Here is a 20,412-nt window from a genome sequence, read left to right on the forward strand (position 1 = left end):
GTCTATAAAATAAATCCATTTATTTTTGTTAAAGGGGAACTGGGAAATGATACAAAATAACGTAAAAAGGGTGCCGTTCACGCGAAGCTTTCAGCTGCTTATTTTAGGGCAAATGATTTCCATTCTGGGCAGCGCGCTGCTGCGCTTTGGGCTGTCGCTGTATGCGCTAGACCTTACAGGGCGTGCAGATATTTATGGGACTCTTTATGCGGTGTCCAGCATCCCGCTGCTGCTGTCGCCAATTGGCGGGGCCATCGCTGACCGCTTCAATCGCCGAAATTTAATCGTTTTATTCGATTTTGGAGGCGGCATCGTCGTTCTGGGCTTCATGCTCCTATTGGCAGCAGGCGACGCGCCCGTTGTTGTTATTGGTATTGTGATGGTGCTGCTTTCGCTGATCAGCGCAATGTACCAGCCTGCTGTGCAGGCGAGCATCCCGCAGCTGGTGCATAAGAGCCAGCTAGAGCAGGCCAATGGAATGGTGAATGGCATCGGCGCTTTGGCCCAAATGGCTGCCCCGGTGCTTGGCGGCATTTTGTATGGTGTTCTTGGCCTGCACACATTGATGATCGGAAGCGGTATCGCTTTTTTGCTGTCAGCTCTCATGCAGCTATTTATTAAAATCCCGTTTGTGAAACGCGAGCAGAAGGGAAATATCGTCGCAACGCTTGCAGCCGATATAAAAGCAGGAATGGCCTATGTAGTCCAGCGGCGCCCGATCTTGAAAGCGATGGTATTAGCGGCGCTGCTCAATTTTATTTTAACGCCGTTTTTCGTTGTAGGCGGGCCGATTATTTTGCGGGTTACGATGCAAAGCAGCGATACGCTTTACGGAGTTGGCATGGGCATAGTGGAATGCAGCACGATTTTGGGCGCACTGACGATTGGTTTTTTTGCGAAAAAAATGCAAATGAGCACCTTATACCGGTGGCTGCTCGTCATGGCCGCATGGCTGCTGCCGATGTCATTGTCGCTGACGCCATGGATGCTGGGGCTCGGCTATTATCCAGCTTATATGCTGTTTATGGCAAGCGTTGTTCCCATCGCGATGGCATTGACGATGATTTCAATTTTTGTGCTGACCCGGGTGCAAAAGCAGACACCTAATGAGCTGCTTGGCAAGGTGATGGCCATTATTATGGCGGTTGCCCAAATAGCGGCTCCTGTTGGGCAAATCGTATACGGCGAGCTGTTTGAAATGTTCAGCTTACAGGTGTATATTCCTGCCCTGCTTATGTTCGCAGCCCTGCTCTTGACAGCTTGGCTTACAAAGAGATTTTATCAAAATCAAATAGGGGAGGAAGAGCAAGATGCTAGGAACGATGTGGAGAAAAGATATCGCAAAGAATAAATTGATTACTGCCATTTTATTTTTATTTATTATGATTTCCTCGCTGCTCGTGGCAAGCAGTGCAAGCATGCTGCTGGAGCTGTTCCGTTCGGTGGATAATTGGTTTGAGAAAGCGGCCGTCCCCCATTTTGTCCAAATGCATGCCGGGGAAATCGACCAGCGGGAAATAGAGGCTTTTGCAAACGGCAGTAAGCTAGTGAAGGATCAGCAAACGGTCGAGATGATTTCTATTGAGCCAGCCCATGTTTATTTTGGCGAGAGCGGTGAGTCAGAGGCAGGCAGCGTCATGGAAATGAGCATTGTAAAGCAAAACAACGCGTTTGATTTTTTACTTGATTTAACCAATAACAGGCTGGATGTGCTTCCAGGCGAAATAGCGGTGCCGATTTATTTTAAGCAGCAGCAGAGGCTGGAAATCGGGGATACGATGCGGATTGCCAAGGGTTCCTTTAGCATGGCTTTTACGATAGCGGATTTTGTTAGGGATGCCCAGATGAATCCGTCTATTGTCAGCTCGAAGCGTTTCGTTGTGAGCGATTTGGATTGGGAGACGCTTAAGGGCCATTTTACTGATAAAGAATATTTGATCGAATTTCTGCTGCATGATGGGGAGCGAACTAGCGAATTTGAACAGCTTTATCAATCATCTGGGCTTCCCCACCAAGGACCCGCCATTACATCCGCCCAATTACGTTTATTGAATGCGCTGACCGACGGCGTTGCGGCCGTTGTTATTTTTTTAGCCAGCTTGCTGCTAATTGCGATTGCCTTTCTCTGCCTGCGGTTCACGATGCTTGCCGCGATGGAGGAGGATATTTATGAGATTGGCGTTCTGAAGGCGATTGGGATGGCTGGAGATCATATCCGCCGGCTTTATTTAATGAAATATCGGATGATCGCTTTGCTGGCTAGTTTGGCAGGGTATGTGCTGTCCCTCTTTACAGAGCGGGCTTTCATAGCGAATAGGAGCCTATTTATGGGCACAGCTGAAAAAAGTGCGCTAAGCTACATCGTCCCCTTGCTGGGAGCAGTCTGTATTTTTCTGCTAGTGATGTTGTTCTGCCGCTTCGTTTTGCGGAGATTTAAGCGAATATCGGCCGTTGAAGCTCTTCGTTCAGGCAGCACTTCGGCCAAAGGACGGATGTCAGGACTGTTGAAGCTCCATCGCAGCCGGGTTATCCCTGTCCATCTATTTGTCGGCATGCAGGATGTGTTGGTCCGGATTAGAACATTTGGTTTGCTGGGCCTCGTATTTACGCTTTGTTTCTTCCTCATCATTGTGCCGGCCAATTTTTTGAATACGTTGAAATCGCCTGATTTTATAACCTATATGGGAGCCGGGAGGAGCGATATTCAAATCGATATGCGGCAGACAAGCGACGCAGCGCAGCGGTACAACGAAATGCTTGCCTATATACAAAACGACTGCGATGTGGAAAAGTATTCGCCGCTCGTAACGAGCTCTTATAAGCTGCGCAGCGAGGATGGCATCTATGAAAATGTGAGCGTGCAAACGGGCGATTTTTCGCTGTTCCCGCTAGCCTATTTAAGCGGGGCTGCTCCTGTTCAAAATGATGAAATGGCTCTTTCTTACCTCCATGCGAAGGAGCGCGGCAAGCAGCTCGGCGACACGCTTACGCTTCTCGCAGCCGGGAAAGAACGAGAGCTGAAGATTTCGGGCATTTATCAGGATGTGACCAATGGCGGCAAGACGGCGAAGGCGCTGCTGCCATACGAAGCAGAGTCCGTTCTCTGGTACATGGTCAGCCTGAATGTAAAGCCGGGCGTTGCCATTGGTGAGAAAACAGCGGAATACGCAGCGGCCTTTCATCCGGCAAAGGTGACGTTTATGGAAGATTATTTGTCCCAGACGTTAAGCTCCACCATAAGCCAGCTGCAAAAAATAACGGCGCTCACCTCGACAGCAGCTCTTGTAATCGCGATACTGATTACCGCTTTATTTTTCAACATGCTAATTGTGAAAGACGCTTCCGACCTCGTCATTATGAGAAGCCTTGGATTTTCCTTAAAACAGATCAGACTGCAATACATCATCCGCTCGCTGCTCGTATTACTGGCCGGAATGGTGTTAGGCACCGCAGCAGCGGGAACCCTTGGGCAGGGCGCAGTCAGCGTGCTGATGTCCTTAATGGGCGCAGCCCGCGTCGCGTTTGTCGTAAATCCGCTTGTGGCCTACATATGGATTCCGCTGGCACTTATCGTTGTCGTAATCATAACGACGTTATTCAGCAGCTTAGCCGTAACGGGAGCTGGTAAAGGCGCAGGCGCAGCAAAATTATTTTCGAAATGAGGGCATCGTGATGACAAATGTGTTAGAGGCGAAAAAGGTTAGCAAAAGCTACTCCTTAGGCAAAAATAATGAACAGCCTGTGCTGAAAAATGTGAATTTGGAATTGCGGGCAGGCGAGTTCGTGTCCATAATGGGGCCTTCTGGCTGCGGCAAGTCGACCCTGCTGCAGATCATTAGCGGGATGGATAAAATGACGTCCGGCAGCGTTGCCATACAAGGGCAGGAGATCGGCAGTCTATCCGAAGAGCGTTTGGCTCAGCTTCGCTTGAGCAAGATGGGATTTATTTTTCAGCAGAGCGGCTTTTTGAAAAATCTCAGTCTGCTCGACAATATTATTTTGCCCGCTTATATGGCGAAAGCAGAGAGCCGCGCTGCTATCAACAGGCGCGCCAGCGAGCTGATGAAGCGGACAGGCATTGCGCAGCTGGCGCATGCGGACAAGTCGCAAGTATCTGGAGGACAGCTCCAGCGGGCGGCCATTTGCCGAGCGCTCATCAACCAGCCGCAATTGGTGTTTGGCGATGAGCCGACTGGGGCGCTAAATTCCAAGGCGAGTGACGAGGTCATGGATATTTTAGCGGAAATGAACGCTGCTGGGACGACGATTATGCTGGTAACCCATGATGCGAAGGTAGCTGCCAAAACACAGCGTGTGCTATTTATGTTGGACGGATGCATCGTTGGCGAACGCCGGCTTGGCCAGCTCGGACAGGCCGAATTGAAGGAGCGGGAGGCAAAACTGTCATCTTGGCTTGCTGAGATGGGATTTTAGATTTTTTCTTTGGGGCAGGCGCGATCAATTGCAATAGAACATCTTTTAAAGCGGGACAAGATGTGAGACAATAAGCTTTATGCAATTGATATTTATATATCAATTAATGTGTTGATATATTAAGAAGAGGTGATCGGCAGCATGCAGCCAAAAAACAATATTTTACATCTCCCTGTCTATCAGCCTGGCAAGCCGGTTGAAGATGTGAAGAGAGAGCTTGGGCTAACTGAAGTTACGAAGCTGGCTTCCAATGAAAATCCACATGGTTGTTCCGAGCAGGCTAAAGCGGCAATGTTGGAAGAAATAAACCAAACGAATATTTATCCTGATGGCGCCAGCATTGAGCTTGCAGCAGCACTTGCAAACCATCTTAACGTAAAGCCGGAGCAGCTGATTTTCGGCACAGGCTCCAGTGAAATTATTTTAATGCTGGCCCGCGCATTTCTTGTTGCCGGCGACGAAACGATTATGGCGGACGAGACCTTCCCGCAGTATAAGCATAATGCCGAAATTGAGAACGCTCGCATCATCGAGGTGCCGCTGAAGGAGGGCAAGCATGATCTTCCTGCAATGCTGGCGAAGGTAACAGAGCGTACGAAAATCATCTGGATTTGCAACCCGAACAATCCGACCGGCACGATTGTGACGAAGGAGGAACTGACTTCCTTTTTGCAGCAGGTTCCGAGCCATGTGCTCGTTGTGCTGGATGAGGCGTATTGCGAGCTAGTAACAGATCCTGCTTTCCCGAACGGCATTGAACTGCTGAGCAGCTACCGGAATCTGATCGTATTGCGCACGTTCTCGAAGGTTTATGGCTTGGCTGCGCTGCGTATTGGCTATGGCGTTGGCGACGTGGACGTGCTTCGCTTCATTAATCAGGTGCGGGAGCCGTTTAATACATCGAGAATCGCACAGGCAGCGGCGAAAGCGGCCGTGTCCGATCAAGCTTTTATTCAGCATGTTGTGCAGGAAAATGCAGCGGGCATCGCTTATTTTGCTGAGCAGTTTGACCGGCTTGGCCTTGTTTATTATCCGGCGCATGGCAATTTTATTATGGTCGATGTCAAGCGTCCTTCTCCAGAGGTTTTTGATGCGCTGCTGCGCAAAGGCTTTATTATTCGATCCCGCTGGACGTATTACCCGACTTATATTCGGGTCAGCGTAGGCACCAAGCAGCAAAATGAGCAGTTTATAGCTGCTTTGGAGCAGGTTTTGCAGGAAGTGGCGGTGCAGTCATAAGGTTATGGTGAAAATAGCGATTTTTGGCGTAGGATTAATTGGCGGATCGCTTGCTCTTTGCTTTAAGGGCAAGCCGGATGTAACGGTTGTCGGTTATTCAAACCGGGCGTCCTCCGCAGAGAAATATGTCAATCGAGGCGTCGTCGATTCAGCAACGACGTCTGTTCGAGAGGCGGCTGTTGACGCTGACTTCATATTCCTCTGCGTGCCTGTAGGCAAGCTGGAGGAGTATGTAGATGAGCTGAGCCAGCTTCCGCTGAAGCCGGGCTGTATTGTGACGGATGTCGGCAGCACGAAAGCTTCCGTTGCCTTATGCGGACGCAGGCTGGAAAGCCAGCCGGGCGTTTCGTTTATCGGCGGCCATCCAATGGCCGGATCGGAGCGCTCGGGCGTTGAAGCAGCATCGACCCATTTGTTCGAGAATGCTTTTTACGTTCTCACGCCCGACGCGTCGACGCCGCAGGGACAGCTGGACAAGCTCATTGAACTGCTTGCGCTGACGAAAGCCCATATTGTCAGTGTGGACGCGAAGTCGCATGATGAAATCGTGGGCGCGATCAGCCATTTGCCGCATATGATTGCAGTTGCGCTGGTCAACCAGATTCGCGGCTACAATGAGCAGGATCAGCTGTATGCTTCGCTTGCAGCAGGGGGGTTCCGCGATATTACCCGTATCGCCTCAGGCGACCCGGTCGTATGGCGCGACATTTTGGTTAATAACAAAGGCGTGCTGCTAAAGCTGCTGAAGGATTGGAATGCAGAAATCGCAACATTCGCGGACCTGCTGGAGCGGGAGGATGGCGAAGGCATAGAGGAAGCGTTCCGTACAGCGGGCGAATTCCGCAGCAAGCTGCCTGAGCGCCGCAAGGGCATGCTGCATTCGATTTATGATTGTTATGTCGACGTACCCGATCATCCCGGCATTATCGGGAAAATCGCCAGCGACCTCGGCAAGGAGCGCATTAATTTGAGCAACATCCATATTATTGAGAGCAGAGAGGACGTTCCAGGCATTCTAAGGCTGTCCTTCCGCACGCAGGAGGATTTGGATCAGGCTCAGCTTGTGCTTGCGGATGCCGGCTTTGCGGTTCATCAGTAAAAATAGCAATTTGGCCCCGCAGCAGCTTTCGAGCTGCTGCGGGGCTTTTTGATTTAGGGACATATGTAATTGCCGCGCAAATGATGTTAGTTGGAAGGAGTCATATAAGCGTTTTCAAAATAAATCTCGGAAAAATGAAAACGCTTATTGACAGATTGGAAGCGTATACATATAATAAAAGTACAGTATGGTTTCTCTCCACTCCTATCCAAAACTAATTGCTCCGAAAATGAGCAAAGACCGCTAATTTAGCGGTCTTTTTTTTGTCCTTGCCTATTTTGAATACACATGGCTGCGTTTAACTTGGAACCCATTCCGCGACCAGCACGGGACTAAGCCCAGGATATACTGCATAAACCAACGAATGAGTATTTTCAGAAAAACCATGTCCTGCATTATATTCGGTATAATTCACATAAAGCGTGCCACTGGCATCTGGTGCATATCGCGGATGGGTACCTCGATCTTCATCAGCAGCTACTAGCTTGTACTCACAAACATAATCTGGTTCAACATGCAGATAAACACCATCAACATAATTAACACTTTCATCTATATTCCAACTCTTAACTGTATGAGCTGCCTTTATAGTATCTTCGGTTATTATGATTTCAGGATTTAATTTAGTAATGGCTATATCATCAAAATAAATGGTACTGCGATCTATACTTTGTATTGCAACTCCCGTGAATTTAGAATTATCTACAGCTGGATTAAATTCAAGTTCAAGTCGTTGCCATTCATTATTTACCGTATAGGTTTGAATATGAGTAAATGTAGAAATGTCCCCACTCCCAACCCCTAATTTCACTTGATGCTCAAAAGCATCAAAACCTTTTACATAAATACTCAATATATATCTTGTGTTCTGTTCTATAACCAAATTTTCCCAATCTCCGTAGGAGGTACCGCCTGTACTGTATCCTTTTCCCTCTATCCCAGCTTGCCCTGAATACGTATAAGACCAATCAAATACATTATTATCATATGAACCATTTGCATTATCATAAATTTCAGGACATTTAATTAGAATATTCATCCCCGGCTTTAATTTCATGTCGTATATGTTATTCGACTCGGATGCTTCTAATTGTTCTTGAATATCTGTTGCGGTATCCGCGTCATAAATAAGCTCCACAGCTGATTCATAGATAGGTACATCTTTGTAATAGATTAAATTATCCTGCGTAGTTGCACCGAATGCAATAGAAATGGCTTCTCCGATTGTAATGGCCGGCGTATAGTCATTCGGGTTCGAATAATCTTTTGCTGCTACCGATCTTTCAAACACTTCACTTCCCGTATCAAGGATAAAACTGCCCGAGGAAGCTTTAATTTGGACAATATAGGGGTCCCATACGTTCGTATCCGGTGTGACGAACGTACCATTTTCATAGGTTCCAAATAAGCCGGTTGTTTGTGTGGTTTCCAGAATTAAGCTGTCTCCGCTCTGTAATTTGGTCAATTGGTCATAATCAATAGTAATAGGCTCAGAGCCATCTACAGTAGTTAAGGCGATCGCATTTTGACCTGATGCAGGATAAGTAGAGTTCGGCGTTAAAGAGTTGCCAATATTGCTCGGTGGAGCTGTAATGGTCTTAATCGTATCTGTATCCAGAACAAAGTTTGTAGTTGGGGTTACTTGGTACATGGGAGCTGAACCCGTATTGTAATATCTTACATTGGCATTGAGGTAAGCGGAGTCCCCTTTATTAATCATCGTTGTCGTTCCGGAGCTATCCTCGGATGTGTTGGTGGTTGACGTAGTGTGTGAGTAATTGGGGGTTATTCCGCCAAAAAATCCATCTTTATTTTTACCTATTTCAAAGCTTGATCCTTCTGTGTTTGCTTCTGTTTTACTGTTACCGGTAGTGTGGTTTTCTGTTGTAGTAAAATTTTCATTCGACGATAATATCAACTTTTCCATGCCCACGCCTATAACAGGATAGGCAGCAACTAAAGGATTCCATGCTTCTTTGGAAATCGCTTTGTCAATTTGCTCCGAAGCTTTTTCAAAATCAGTGTATGGATCACCAACGGTATGGGATTGATAGGGGTTTGATACATATTTGGGGTAGGTTCCTTGATAAGCGTCGTCCCACTTGACAATATTGGGTTGTATAAAGGCATATCCATTTATTTCCCAATCATCCGGTATGCCATCCTGATCTGAATCAGTTGTTTCATCAGCAACGTCGCCAAACAAGCTTGTTTGAGGAAAAAATACGGTGTTGTTGTAGTCTGGTGCTAACAAGCAGCTTTCAGAAATAAGCTCATTTTGCCCAGAGTAAGACCAATATAGTTCGCAAGCAACGGTAGTGGTTGTATTTTCCGCAAAACGGCTTTCCATTCGAAGGGAATATATTTTATCTTGCTCCAGTGTTACGCTGCTCCCCAGCTCGACGGTTGCTTGATCCAATTGAATCATAATATCCTGGTTAGAAGGGGTGTAAAATATATATTCATCTGTTTTTGGGGGTTTAATGAAGCCAAGCCATCTGGCCGATTGAACCTGTTCGTTGTCTATATTGCATAAAGAGGATAACTGCGTGTTTTCTAATGATAAATTGCTGTCCTTGTTTTGTGTAATTAACAAGAGCTCATTGAAGGCTGTGCTCCTAAAATAAAAACCGACTAAACCAAAGCTGGAAAACCCTGTGCTCCCGGTTTCTGCTGCATTTTTTTCTGCTTTCATTTTTTCACTCCTCATACTTAAGATAAGATACGAGGTAATAATATCAGGGTAATTTCAAAAAGTATGTCATATTATGGTTCTTAATTAAAAATGATTATGAAAATATTTTCGACATAAGAGCCTCATGAAAATATAAAAAAAGCGCCCTTGTCTGTGATAGATGGCGTTCGACTGAACAACATCTGCCATAGACAAGGAGCACTTTAAAGAGGAGGGACATCGCAAAAATCGGCAAACGCTAGCATTCCATCCTAGCATTCCATCGAGACCATTCTGCAATACTTCAACATCGGCGGGCTGCTTAGTTGCGAGCGTATAGGTTCCATTTTATTAGCATAAGTCCGTTTGGTACAATATTGGATTATATTAAAATATGGGCTGATAATCGTTGTCGCACGCCTGCGCAATAGTGATCAATAATGGTTTATGTAATCTCCAAATGCTCACGCAGTGTGCTTCCCGTATATTCGCTTCGGAACAAGCCTCTTTCAACCAATTCCGGCACCAGCTGTTCAAAAAATATTTCCATAGATTTTTCTGAACCGCCTGGAAGGGCTATAAATCCATCAATAGCTCCAGCTTCAAATCGTTCAATAATATCGTTTAACACCGTTTCAACCGTTCCAACAGATACCCAATGGGCAGAGCCTACAACCTCCGGCCTTGCCAATACCTCTTCCACTGTAGGCTGATATTTTGTAATATAACGGCGCAGCAGCTCAGCATGTGTCCGGCTGCGGACGGCCTGATTAGGATTGGGAAGCATCTCGGCAGTTACGCGTTGATCCAAAGGCAAATCGCTTATATCAAGACCTAGCACCGATTTCAGAGAGGCATGTCTGCGTTCAATACTTAAATTCGCATGCGCAGTCTTATGCAATTCCAGCGCTTCTTCGTGTGTATCGGCTAGGAAAAAATATAAGCCTGGCAGTACTCGAATGGCGTTCGGATCGCGTCCATGCTCTGCGGCTCTGCTTCTCAGATCATTTCTTAATTCCACTCCTGACTCAACATCCGGCATAGCCGCAAAAATAGCATTAGCTACAGAAGAGGCGAAATTTCGCCCAATATCGGAAGCGCCGGCTTGAAATAAAGGAATCGTTCCCGATTTATGAGAAGGTAAAGTAAGAGGGCCTTTTACGCTGAAAAATTCACTGGAATGATTAATGGCAGTCACTTTATCCTTATCAGAAAACATGCCGGACTTGCGGTCAATAACAATGGCTTCTTGCGGAAAACTGTCCCATAGCTTGCGTACAACATCCGTAAACTCCACTGCCTTTGCATATCTTTCTTGTGGGGAAGGCATTGGGGAATCGCCAAAATTTTCTGCCCCTTCAATAGAGGTTACAATATTCCAGCCAGCGCGCCCATTGCTCAGCCAATGCAAAGACTGAAGCTGCCTTGCAACCACATATGGCGGATTAAAAGTCGTAGAAATGGTTGTAACGAGACCGATTCGCTCGGTTTCACGGGCAATGGCAGCAAACATCATAGTAGGGTCAGGACTGCCATAACTAGCGGTATCGCCAATCATCTGCGGGCTGACATATAGATAATCCGCTCTGAAAAGAAAATCGAGTTTTGATTTCTCCGCCATCTTTGCCCAATTAATGTAATAATCAATGGATCCCATTTTTTCTACTTCGCTATCTGGTTGCCGCCAGCCCTCGCCTTTCGTCCAAGTTGCATTTAAGGATAGACCAATACATAATGTTCTATTTGCAGTCAATACAATCAACCTTTCTTGTGAAAAAAGATTTACTCCTAAAAAAGCCCTCCGGTCTCACTTAGGCTCTTATGGCTTTTTTTATAATAATGATTCTCATTATCGAATTTTAGTTTAGCAAGGATTCAAGCAGATTCAAATACACAAATAACAAATTCAATATGCATAATTATCTAATTCGTGCTCCATGCTTAATGATTAAGCTGCTATTTTTCTATATTTTAATTTGATCTGGTTTTATAAAAAACAATGCAATTAAGCAGCACACGCCAGCAATGGCTACAAAAATATAAAACAACCATTCGAAGTGACGTAAAAGCATGGAAGCGACTAATGGCCCGCAGGCAACGCCTATAAACCTTGTACTGCTGTAAAAAGAAGTGATAGTCCCACGTTGTTTTTTGTCTATTCCTTCTGTAATTAACGCATCTAAGCTGGGTAGAACAAGACCGATGCCTAAGCCGCTAATAAACATGAGAGATATGAGGAAAAATAAGCTCTTTGTATTGGCTAATCCACCAATCAGCATGGCTGAGGCGATAAATACAAATCCGGCCACGGTAAACCATTTCATTTTTAATTTATTTTTTCCAATCCATTTCCCCGAGGCGAAGGAAGCGATGCAAATAGCGCTGAGCGGGATGGCCAGCAGTGCGCCTTTCCAAATACCTTCTATATGATAGCTTTCCTCAAGGACGGATGATAAATCATAAAGAAAACCAAACATTATAAACATGGCACTTCCGCCGAGTGCGAATATGACATACAGCCACTTCCCATTTTCAGAAAATACGTCTTTAAGGGAAGCAAGAAAATTTTTAAAATTGAGCTTTGTTTTATTTTGCTGTTTTGGTGCTTTAACGAGAAAAATAACAGCTACAATAGACACGGTTGAAATGACTGGAATGACAGCCAAAGGCAGAAACCAAATAATGAGCGCCAATGCAGAGCCTAGGATAGGACTTAAAACTTTGCCTAAAGTATTAGAGGTTTCAATAATGCCAAGTCCATTGCTAACTTCTTCCTCACTTTTATACATATCGCCGACCAATGGCATAACGATTGGGAATGCGCCAGCGGCTCCAATTCCTTGAATGAGCCTGCCTGCTAAAATGAATGCGTAAACATGATCATGCAATAACCATGCTGCTAAACCTGAAATTAATCCACCGACAGCCGCAATACACAGCCCGATGACAATAATTCGTTTTCTTCCGAAACGGTCGGAAAGATAACCGGCGAAAGGGATACATAAGATGGATATCGCAGCGTAAACTGTAATAATGAGGCTGGATTGAAGGGAAGAGATATGCAATTTTTTTTGAATAAGAGGAAGGATAGGAATGAGCATGGAATTCGCAAGCGTCATGATAAGCGGGATAGTCGCGAGAGCCGATAAATCCCATTTCTTTTTCTCATTCATATCTTTTCCTCGCTTCAATAAAATTTAATAGTAATACAAGAGCAAAAAAGCCACCTTGCGTGTAAGCTTGATAAGCGGAATTTTTATATGAAGGGCTTGCAGGCAGTGAAACATAAATATCATAACCTTGAGTTGCCGTCGTTATACGTTATTTTCGCCCTTTGAGCATGGCCTGAAGGAGGATGAAGAATAGGCAAACGGGATAGTGGCTGAGCAGGATTAGTTGCCTGCTTATCCACTTTTCTTTTGTTCTATAGGGTAAACGGAGGGGGATTTATCAATAGCAAGCACCTTTTTCTAAAAAATTCCTCATTTATCCTTTTGTCGAATAAAGCAGGATTTTGATTATGCGGCGCGAATTTATGTTGTTAGACTAGCGATTCATAATTTTTATTATACATACCGCAACTTTTTGCTTCCGGCTTGGTACAATTTAATGATAACAGGGCCGGGAAGATGAATTCGCAGGTGGGGAGGTTCGCCTGTCATGACTGATTCCCAATTAATTAGGGAAATTAAAGATGGCAACATTGAGCTTTATTCAGAGCTAATGAGCCGTTATCAGCGCAAAATATTATCTTTTATTTTTCATATGCTCAAAAGCGCGAAGCTTGAGCTGCTGGCAGAGGATTTATGCTCGGAAACGTTTTATAAAGCCTATCGCAGCCTGCACTCGTTTCGTGAGGTGGACGCTTCTTTCTCCACGTGGCTTTATACGATTGCCCGCAATACCGTGCTTAGCGAGCTGCGCAAGCAGAAAGCTGCAAATTTGTCTCTGGATGAATCGGGTATTGTGCCCGTAACGGCCCCTGATGCAGGTCCGGAGCAGCTCGTGCTTCGAAATGAGCGAATGGCGATGGTTCGCGAAGCGATTAATAATTTGCCTGAAAAACAACGGTCCGCACTTATCCTTAGAGAATATGACCAGATGGACTACCAGGAAATTGCCAGCATTTTAGGGCAGACGGTCAGTTCTGTGAAATCCTTGTTATTCAGAGCCAGAGCCAGTGTGAAGGTGCAATTGGAGCCTTATTTTGGCGAAGCTCTCGGAGTGGAAGAATTTGAAGGGATGAAAACGCGATGAAATGCGAAGACGTTCAACACAAACTCCATATTTGCTGGGAGCTGCCGGAGGAAGATCCGCAGCGGCAGGAGATGGAGGCCCATCTGCTTGATTGTGAGCATTGCATGGAGCAGCTCCGTTTGTGGGAAGAGAGCGAGGAGCTGATTCGTTGCATTGCCGAGGATGACTCTGTACAATTGCCGCCAATGGATCATGTGACGCGCGGAGTCATGGATCGCATTTATGCAGAGGATTCCTGGCTTATGCCAGTTACACACAAAAGCTATCAGTTTTCTCCTTCCTTTCGTCGCAATGTGGCCCTTATTGTGGCAGGCTGCATGGCGATGTTCGTTTGTGCGCTCGTATTTTTCGTCGTGGGCAACGAAACGAGTACAAGTCCGGATCAATTGGCCCAGTTGACTGGTTTTATGGACACAGCTAATGCTTCTGGCAGCGGGCTCGTTATCAGCGCTGAATATGAAGTGCCGGTTGCGAGCATCAGCGATCCTTTCGTCCTTAAGGTTGTTCCGGCTTTTCCGCAGTATTGGGTAGCGCTGTCGCTGCTTGGCATGGTCATGACGCTGCTTATGCTCAATTGGTTATCAAGAACACGCAGTTAATGCGAAGGGCTCCTTGACAGGAGCCCTTGTTTTGCGTTACGTTGCGTTAATAGATTGCAACTAAGCTGGGGAGGCTGGCGGGATGATAATAGGTCTGGTGCGTCACGGCAATACGGATTGGAATAAGCTTGGGAAAATACAAGGGCAGACCGATATTCCCTTGAATGAGCGGGGAGTCGCGCAAGCTGTTGCGCTCGCTAACCGACTAAGCGAAGATCAGAAGCTGTGGGATGCTGTCATTTCCAGTGATTTGCAGCGTGCCCGTGAGACAGCCCGAATTGTCGCGGATAAGCTGGGTATTCCGCTGCTTGCGCCGGATGAACGGCTGCGTGAACGTTTTTATGGCGATATAGAAGGAACGACGGAGCAGGAGCGAATAGCACGCTGGGGTGAGCAATGGCGCCAAGCTGAGGTTGGACAGGAGTCTGACGAGACTGTTCGCGGGCGTGGGCGTTCTTTTGTTGAGGAATGGCGGCGAGGCAATCCCGAGGGGCGCTTGCTTGTCGTCACGCATGGGAGCTTTCTCGCCCAGCTGCTGGACGAGCTCTGCTCGGGACTTGAGAAGCAGTTTCTCGATAATATGTCCTATTCGATTCTCCAGTTCAATGAAAATGAATGGGAATCCTTGCTGTACAATTGCAGCCGGCATTTGCAGCAACTTGATCAAGTCGGCGTTTAAAATAAGCGTGAAAGCTGCTTTAACAATTGCAGGGCAGCTGGGTTCTATCGATGGCAGCGCCATTTCTCCTACTGGAGAAATGGCGTTTTTTGATGATTGCTGTTAGAGCTGCTTTTTCCGAAAAAGAAGCATAAAAACTATTTTTTCCGGAACTGCGGTTATAAAATCTGAGTTTCTTCCCATAATGGTAATAAAAAAAGGCTGCTCTACAATCATGAGTGCAAGCAAAGCTGTTCATTAAAGCAGCAGTTAAGCGCGAAGGAGGAGAGACTATGAATTTATCGGATATGCTCGGCTGCGCAGATATCGGGCAGCTCAGCCGCATTGCCTCCGTCTATCAATGCGAGTGCAATAGCAACTCCAAAAATGAATTGATTCAGTCGATTCTTGGCGCAGTAAGCAGAAATGATGTTTTCGAGCAACAGATCAGCAGCATGGCGATTGAGGATTTGCGTTTTTTAAACTCGCTGCTGTTCGAGACGAGAGACGCTTTTAGTCTGGAGGAGCTTCTGGCTCGTGCGCAGCAGAGCAAGTTCAGCAGCCCGGAGACGGCGAGCGTTGCCCAGAAGGAAACGAAGGGGCAGCAGCAGGTTTCGGGAGAGAAAGCCTCTTCTATTCAGAAGCCGGCCAAAGCAACACAACCGAAGCGCCGTTCTAAGAAAACGCCTGTCATGAAGGAGAGCAGTCCCCGGGATACAATCGTCAAATTCAAGCATCAGGGCTGGCTGTTTAACGGCTTCACTGGGCCGAACCGTTATTTGTTTCAGGTGCCGGAGGATTTGAAGCAGCGGTTTCGTGAAACGTTGAAGCGCAAATTTGCAGCACAGCTTGTGTATACAGACGAGCCTCATGTGTATCGTGATGAGCAGGAGCTGCTGCAAGCAGATATTCGTCAATTGCTGCATTACATCCATCACAACGAAGTGACGATGGCGGCTGACGGCTCCTTATACAAGCGCTTCAGCTTGCAACTGCTTGATTTGTTTTCTATTAAGGAGGAGCTGCCGGGCAAGGGGGAATGGCGATTCGGCTACGGCAAATATTTTCACCATTATCCGAATCGCATGTCGCTGCTGTATGACTACTGTGTGCAAATGAACTATTTTCTAGAGGAGCCTCTGGGCCTCAGGCTTACGCCAGATGGGCAGGAGAGGCTGCTTAGCGCTCCGGCAAATGAATTGCAGCAGCTGTACAAATGCTGGCTTAAGCAGTATAAAGGGCCCATTCCGAACATTTTAGCGCTCGTACAATGGATTGGCGGACTGTCGGATCAGTGGGTAACGGCACAATCTCTCAGCCAAGTGCTCGTCCCGCTCATTAAACCTTTCTATTATGATGATGCGGAGCGGATTTTTCAGCACAGATTGCTTGGCATGCTCGTCCATCTTGGTTTAATACGCCTGGGAGAGCATGAGCAGCACGGGATGGTCATCAAAACGACGAAAGCGGGCAAGGCGGTAATGCTAGGCATTAGCCTGGAAGAGCAGAACCGGTTGTTCATGTATTGACAATGGATGCGGCAGTTGATAGAATCACCCCACGTTAATGTAAAGGAATGGATGCATAGCAACTGAATGCTGATTTTCCATTGCATATGAGAGGGGAATTTACGAGATGCTGCTACCTTATTTGGGAGTAAGGCCAACCATTCATTCCAGTGTTTATATTGGGGAAGGAGCGAAGCTGATTGGTGATGTGACAATCGGCCACAGCAGCACAGTATGGTTTAACGCTGTGCTTCGCGGAGATTTGGCTCCAATAAACATTGGACATAGCTGCAACATACAAGATGGAGTTGTCGGTCATGTGAATACGAACCAGCCGCTCATTTTGGAAGATGAAGTTTCCATTGGGCACGCGGCGATTATCCATGGCTGTACGATAGGCAAAGGCACATTAATTGGAATGGGGGCAATCGTACTTAACGGCGCGCAGCTTGGTGAATATGCTTTAGTAGGAGCCGGTTCGATTGTTACGGAGAATAAGAAGATACCACCCTATACGCTTTCTCTTGGTTCACCTGCTAAAGTCGTTAGAGAGCTTACAGAGGACGATTTGCTGCGAATGAAACGAACGATGGAAAGCTACGTGAAGAAAGGCGAAGAATATAGGATCTCTTAACGCCGGTGTGGAGGTGTATCCTATGGATAAAATGAAGGTAACGTATGAAGCGATGCTGTCGCTCGCAGCAGAAATGGCTTTGGATGAAGCGGTGCGAAAATTCCGTGCGGAGCGTATTTACCGCGAAATTGACCAGTCGCTTGCGTCTGGCGATGAGGATACGTTTTATCGCTTAGCTAAAGAATTGAACGAAATGAAGTGAAGGCATAACGTGGAAAGCAAGGAGAAGGGCTAAATAAGCTTCCATCACAGGCTCTGGCGAGAAAACTCGCGAGCTGAGGTAGAAGCTTATTTTGCTGTGCATCCAGCAAAATAAGCAGGCAGATGGAGAAAACCCATTGGCAAATGGGGAATAAACCGTTAACATAGACAAAGGTTTGATCTATAAAAAGGAAGCTAGCTAGCTTTCGCAAGCTGCGATAAGCCAGCTGAAGCTGCAAGCGGAAGGAGTTCTTAGCAATGAAATTTAGCGATGTGCAAGAAGAGCAGTGGGAAGAGCTGCGCCCTTATTTGGACACTTGCATGCTGCCTGTGACAGGCATGAACGGCGAAGAGCAGCCTTATGAGGCGACCGCTGCCCTGGAGGGTCTGCGTGATGTAATGGATCTGATAGAAATACCTTTTAAAGGACGAGTCGTCACTTATCCGGCGCTTCATTATGTAGGGGCCCATGCGGCTGTTGATATGATTAATGATGTATGCGCTTCACTTAGAGCATCGGGATTCCGATATATAATTGTAGCGACCGCATCCGGCAAGTTGGATTTGGCTCATATTCAGGCCGATTTGCTGCTGGAACCGGATCAAGCGGGCGAGCTGCCTTCTGGTGCCGACGTGAAGGAGCGCGTTTCGCTTATGTGGAATCCAAAGGAGCCATCCTGATTTTTCAATTTTGCATAATCGGGAAGTTTTTTGGGGAAAACAAATGCCATGCAAGGTTAAATGTGACAAATTAATTACAAATTAAAAATCAACATTTTATTAGGCAGTCAATCATCAGCCATATTCTTGACGCTCCTAAGCACCTAGGCTATTATAAGTATGTCCTAGTTCGTCATGTGTTTTGCCATGGGCTAAAACACAAGAAATGGTTGGCAAAGGGGGTAGAACAGAAGATGAGTAACCACGAACATCAAGAATCGGCACATAAGCCGCTTCAACGCAAAGAGATGTCAAGACGGCAGTTTTTGTCGTATACGCTCGGTGGAACAACCGCATTTATGATGGGCGGAGCCGTGCTTCCAATGGTGCGTTTTGCGGTAGACCCATTATTAGAGAAAAAAACCGAGGGCACCTTTGTTAAAGTAGTAGAAGAGAGCAAAATTACGACAGATCCGCAAGAGTTTAAGTTCCAAATTCACCAAGTTGATGGATGGTACGTCAGCGATCCTGAGTTGTCTGCTTGGGTGTCCAAAGACGCAAACAACAAAATTTTTGCGCTTTCACCGATCTGCAAACATCTGGGCTGTACAATTGCTTGGAATGCGAAGGGTAAAGACGAGTATGACTGCCCGTGTCACGACGCACGTTATACGAAAGACGGCAAGAACCTTGCAGTTGCTCCAAATCCATTGGATGAATACGAAGTGAAGCTTGAGAATGGATTTGTTTACTTGGGTCCAGTTAAGCCAAATTCACGGGTAGGCTAAGGAGGCGAATGATCAGATGTTTAAAAGTGTATACAATTGGATTGATGAACGTCTTGACATTACGCCGTTGTGGAGGGATGTTGCGGATCACGAAGTACCGGAGCACGTTAACCCTGCACATCATTTCTCGGCATTTGTCTACTGCTTTGGCGGCTTGACGTTTTTTATTACCGTTATTCAAATTTTGTCTGGTATGTTTCTGACGATGTATTATGTTCCGGACATTTTGAATGCTTATGCAAGCGTTGACTATTTGAACCACAAGGTCGCATTCGGCGGCATCGTTCGCGGCATGCATCACTTTGGTGCGAGTCTCGTTATTGTTATGATGTTTTTACATACGCTGCGCGTGTTCTTCACCGGCTCTTATAAAGCGCCGCGCGAAATGAACTGGGTAGTGGGTATGCTTATTTTCTTCATTATGTTGGGCCTTGGTTTCACAGGCTACCTTCTTCCATGGGATAACAAAGCTTACTTCGCAACAAAGGTCGGCGTTCAAATCGCGGAATCCGTTCCGTACATCGGACCTTACATCGGGCAGTTCCTGTATGGCGGCGACATTGTAGGAGCTCAAACGTTAACTCGCTTCTTCGCGATTCACGTTTTCTTCCTGCCAGGTGCGCTTCTTGCTATGCTGGCAGCTCACTTCCTGATGATTCGGAAACAAGGTATTTCGGGACCACTTTAAGCGAAGGGAGGACTTTATGATGGCACATGGTCACAAATCAGACGAAAAGGTTGTATTCGTCGGAGATTCGCGGGTGAAGAAAAACAACCATCCGAATATTCCGCCGGACTACACGTCTTTTCCAGGGAAGTCAGAAGCGTTTATTCCTAACTTCCTGCTGAAAGAGTGGATGGTTGGCTGCGTCGTACTCGTCGGGTTTCTCGTATGGACGATTGCAGAGCCGGCACCGCTAGGCTATCCGGCAGATCCGACAAACGCATCGTTTATTCCGATGCCGGACTGGTATTTCTTGTTCCTGTATCAATTTTTGAAATATCCATATGTATCACAGGATTACATTGTACTCGGTACAATGGGTATTCCTGGTGTCATGTTCGGCGGCTTGCTGCTTGCTCCTTTCCTCGATACAGGCAAAGAGCGCAGATTTTACCGTCGTCCGATTGCTTCCTCGCTAATGATTTTATCATTGATTGCCTGTGTGTATTTGACGGTTATATCTTGGGACCACTACCAGCACCAGCTGGAAATTACCAATACGATACCTGAGCATCACATTCGTGAAGAGAAAGCAAGAGAAGCAGCGGCTAAAGGCGAAGAGGCTCCTAGCACAACGAAGAAGCCTGAAACCGCATCCGTTGCGATTGTAGAAGCGGATGATCCAGCACATAAGCTGATGGAGCAATCCAAATGCTTGACCTGCCACGCAGCTGATATGAAAGGTAATCCGCCGCAAATTCCTGCACTACGGGGAATTGGCGATGTATTATCTAAAGAAGAAATTGTAGCGACCGTCACGAACGGCAACGGCAATATGCCTTCTTTCAAAGACAGCCTGAGCGCTGAGCAGATTGATCAAATTGCAACTTGGCTTTCCAAGCAGAAAGCTTCAACTGAATAACGAGTTACAGCAAGAACCTGATTGCTTCATTGCAATCAGGTTCTTTTCAAACTTATTAGGACAATGTATGGACGC

General features: G+C 46.5%; 18 protein-coding genes. 15 read left to right on the top strand and 3 right to left on the bottom strand.

The genetic code is table 11. The features are described from left to right. Nucleotides 1-46 precede the first annotated feature (46 nt). The 5 genes from BBD42_RS22425 (at nucleotide 47) to BBD42_RS22445 (ending at nucleotide 6,772) form a co-directional block, all read left to right on the top strand. Complete coding sequence (locus BBD42_RS22425) at nucleotides 47-1,351, top strand: MFS transporter (RefSeq protein ID WP_099519943.1); 1,305 nt, start codon at nucleotides 47-49, stop codon at nucleotides 1,349-1,351. Next, nucleotides 1,311-3,662, top strand: a complete 2,352-nt coding sequence (locus BBD42_RS22430) for an ABC transporter permease (RefSeq protein WP_237163195.1) — start codon at nucleotides 1,311-1,313, stop codon at nucleotides 3,660-3,662. The genes BBD42_RS22425 and BBD42_RS22430 overlap by 41 nt, the downstream gene beginning before the upstream one ends. A 10-nt stretch (nucleotides 3,663-3,672) precedes the next feature. Next, nucleotides 3,673-4,434, top strand: a complete 762-nt coding sequence (locus tag BBD42_RS22435) for an ABC transporter ATP-binding protein (RefSeq protein ID WP_099519944.1) — start codon at nucleotides 3,673-3,675, stop codon at nucleotides 4,432-4,434. Between the two features lie 141 nt (nucleotides 4,435-4,575). Continuing rightward, the gene (gene hisC / locus BBD42_RS22440) at nucleotides 4,576-5,673 is read left to right on the top strand and encodes a histidinol-phosphate transaminase (protein ID WP_099519945.1); all 1,098 of its coding nucleotides are present in this window, start codon (nucleotides 4,576-4,578) and stop codon (nucleotides 5,671-5,673) included. Between the two features lie 4 nt (nucleotides 5,674-5,677). Beyond that, nucleotides 5,678-6,772, top strand: a complete 1,095-nt coding sequence (locus BBD42_RS22445; RefSeq protein ID WP_099519946.1) for a prephenate dehydrogenase — start codon at nucleotides 5,678-5,680, stop codon at nucleotides 6,770-6,772. Nucleotides 6,773-7,070: 298 nt separating this feature from the next. Here BBD42_RS22445 and BBD42_RS22450 read toward each other — a convergent pair whose 3' ends face one another. From BBD42_RS22450 to BBD42_RS22460, 3 genes are all read right to left on the bottom strand, one after another. Beyond that, a complete protein-coding gene (locus tag BBD42_RS22450) occupies nucleotides 7,071-9,467 on the bottom strand; it encodes a binary toxin-like calcium binding domain-containing protein (protein WP_172455586.1) in 2,397 nt (798 codons plus the stop codon). A gap of 424 nt (nucleotides 9,468-9,891) precedes the next feature. Next, nucleotides 9,892-11,199 (bottom strand): NtaA/DmoA family FMN-dependent monooxygenase, encoded by a 1,308-nt coding sequence (locus BBD42_RS22455; protein ID WP_099521754.1) that lies wholly within the window; start codon nucleotides 11,197-11,199, stop codon nucleotides 9,892-9,894. 211 nt (nucleotides 11,200-11,410) lie between these two features. After that, nucleotides 11,411-12,619: an MFS transporter gene (locus tag BBD42_RS22460; protein ID WP_099519948.1), complete on the bottom strand. Its 1,209-nt coding sequence runs from the start codon at nucleotides 12,617-12,619 to the stop codon at nucleotides 11,411-11,413. Nucleotides 12,620-13,106: 487 nt separating this feature from the next. Between BBD42_RS22460 and BBD42_RS22465 the strand changes: the two genes are divergently transcribed. The 10 genes from BBD42_RS22465 (at nucleotide 13,107) to BBD42_RS22510 (ending at nucleotide 20,337) form a co-directional block, all read left to right on the top strand. After that, complete coding sequence (locus tag BBD42_RS22465) at nucleotides 13,107-13,703, top strand: RNA polymerase sigma factor (RefSeq protein ID WP_056028760.1); 597 nt, start codon at nucleotides 13,107-13,109, stop codon at nucleotides 13,701-13,703. After that, nucleotides 13,700-14,302, top strand: coding sequence for an anti-sigma factor (locus tag BBD42_RS22470; RefSeq protein ID WP_099519949.1), 603 nt, complete (start codon nucleotides 13,700-13,702; stop codon nucleotides 14,300-14,302). The genes BBD42_RS22465 and BBD42_RS22470 overlap by 4 nt, the downstream gene beginning before the upstream one ends. Before the next feature lie 82 nt (nucleotides 14,303-14,384). After that, on the top strand, nucleotides 14,385-14,981 hold the full coding sequence (locus tag BBD42_RS22475; RefSeq protein WP_099519950.1) for a histidine phosphatase family protein: 597 nt from the start codon (nucleotides 14,385-14,387) through the stop codon (nucleotides 14,979-14,981). 272 nt (nucleotides 14,982-15,253) lie between these two features. Continuing rightward, on the top strand, nucleotides 15,254-16,489 hold the full coding sequence (locus tag BBD42_RS22480) for a hypothetical protein (protein WP_099519951.1): 1,236 nt from the start codon (nucleotides 15,254-15,256) through the stop codon (nucleotides 16,487-16,489). A gap of 106 nt (nucleotides 16,490-16,595) precedes the next feature. Continuing rightward, nucleotides 16,596-17,102: a gamma carbonic anhydrase family protein gene (locus BBD42_RS22485; protein WP_099519952.1), complete on the top strand. Its 507-nt coding sequence runs from the start codon at nucleotides 16,596-16,598 to the stop codon at nucleotides 17,100-17,102. Between the two features lie 22 nt (nucleotides 17,103-17,124). Then, entirely contained in the window at nucleotides 17,125-17,304 is a 180-nt protein-coding gene (locus tag BBD42_RS22490; RefSeq protein WP_099519953.1) for an IDEAL domain-containing protein, read from the top strand. Nucleotides 17,305-17,561: 257 nt separating this feature from the next. Beyond that, nucleotides 17,562-17,984 carry a DUF2487 family protein gene (locus BBD42_RS22495; protein WP_099519954.1) on the top strand — a complete coding sequence of 141 codons (423 nt, stop codon included), beginning with the start codon at nucleotides 17,562-17,564 and terminating at the stop codon, nucleotides 17,982-17,984. Between the two features lie 233 nt (nucleotides 17,985-18,217). Continuing rightward, nucleotides 18,218-18,751, top strand: coding sequence for a Rieske (2Fe-2S) protein (locus tag BBD42_RS22500; RefSeq protein WP_056028748.1), 534 nt, complete (start codon nucleotides 18,218-18,220; stop codon nucleotides 18,749-18,751). 16 nt (nucleotides 18,752-18,767) lie between these two features. Then, nucleotides 18,768-19,439, top strand: a complete 672-nt coding sequence (gene qcrB, locus BBD42_RS22505) for a menaquinol-cytochrome c reductase cytochrome b subunit (protein WP_046232067.1) — start codon at nucleotides 18,768-18,770, stop codon at nucleotides 19,437-19,439. Nucleotides 19,440-19,458: 19 nt separating this feature from the next. After that, a complete protein-coding gene (locus BBD42_RS22510) occupies nucleotides 19,459-20,337 on the top strand; it encodes a menaquinol-cytochrome c reductase cytochrome b/c subunit (RefSeq protein WP_056028744.1) in 879 nt (292 codons plus the stop codon). The last annotated feature ends 75 nt before the right edge of the window (nucleotides 20,338-20,412 follow it).

Origin of the sequence: Paenibacillus sp. BIHB 4019 (genome assembly GCF_002741035.1) — a bacterium.
Classification (GTDB): domain Bacteria; phylum Bacillota; class Bacilli; order Paenibacillales; family Paenibacillaceae; genus Pristimantibacillus.

What these genes read in the sequence shown, in the direction of transcription:
- BBD42_RS22425 (WP_099519943.1), top strand. Translation starts at nt 47, where the DNA reads ATGATACAAAATAACGTAAAAAGGGTGCCGTTCACGCGAAGCTTTCAG.
- BBD42_RS22430 (WP_237163195.1), top strand. Translation starts at nt 1,311, where the DNA reads ATGCTAGGAACGATGTGGAGAAAAGATATCGCAAAGAATAAATTGATT.
- BBD42_RS22435 (WP_099519944.1), top strand. Translation starts at nt 3,673, where the DNA reads ATGACAAATGTGTTAGAGGCGAAAAAGGTTAGCAAAAGCTACTCCTTA.
- hisC (WP_099519945.1), top strand. Translation starts at nt 4,576, where the DNA reads ATGCAGCCAAAAAACAATATTTTACATCTCCCTGTCTATCAGCCTGGC.
- BBD42_RS22445 (WP_099519946.1), top strand. Translation starts at nt 5,678, where the DNA reads ATGGTGAAAATAGCGATTTTTGGCGTAGGATTAATTGGCGGATCGCTT.
- BBD42_RS22450 (WP_172455586.1), bottom strand. Translation starts at nt 9,467, where the DNA reads ATGAAAGCAGAAAAAAATGCAGCAGAAACCGGGAGCACAGGGTTTTCC.
- BBD42_RS22460 (WP_099519948.1), bottom strand. Translation starts at nt 12,619, where the DNA reads ATGAATGAGAAAAAGAAATGGGATTTATCGGCTCTCGCGACTATCCCG.
- BBD42_RS22465 (WP_056028760.1), top strand. Translation starts at nt 13,107, where the DNA reads ATGACTGATTCCCAATTAATTAGGGAAATTAAAGATGGCAACATTGAG.
- BBD42_RS22470 (WP_099519949.1), top strand. Translation starts at nt 13,700, where the DNA reads ATGAAATGCGAAGACGTTCAACACAAACTCCATATTTGCTGGGAGCTG.
- BBD42_RS22475 (WP_099519950.1), top strand. Translation starts at nt 14,385, where the DNA reads ATGATAATAGGTCTGGTGCGTCACGGCAATACGGATTGGAATAAGCTT.
- BBD42_RS22480 (WP_099519951.1), top strand. Translation starts at nt 15,254, where the DNA reads ATGAATTTATCGGATATGCTCGGCTGCGCAGATATCGGGCAGCTCAGC.
- BBD42_RS22485 (WP_099519952.1), top strand. Translation starts at nt 16,596, where the DNA reads ATGCTGCTACCTTATTTGGGAGTAAGGCCAACCATTCATTCCAGTGTT.
- BBD42_RS22490 (WP_099519953.1), top strand. Translation starts at nt 17,125, where the DNA reads ATGGATAAAATGAAGGTAACGTATGAAGCGATGCTGTCGCTCGCAGCA.
- BBD42_RS22495 (WP_099519954.1), top strand. Translation starts at nt 17,562, where the DNA reads ATGAAATTTAGCGATGTGCAAGAAGAGCAGTGGGAAGAGCTGCGCCCT.
- BBD42_RS22500 (WP_056028748.1), top strand. Translation starts at nt 18,218, where the DNA reads ATGAGTAACCACGAACATCAAGAATCGGCACATAAGCCGCTTCAACGC.
- qcrB (WP_046232067.1), top strand. Translation starts at nt 18,768, where the DNA reads ATGTTTAAAAGTGTATACAATTGGATTGATGAACGTCTTGACATTACG.
- BBD42_RS22510 (WP_056028744.1), top strand. Translation starts at nt 19,459, where the DNA reads ATGGCACATGGTCACAAATCAGACGAAAAGGTTGTATTCGTCGGAGAT.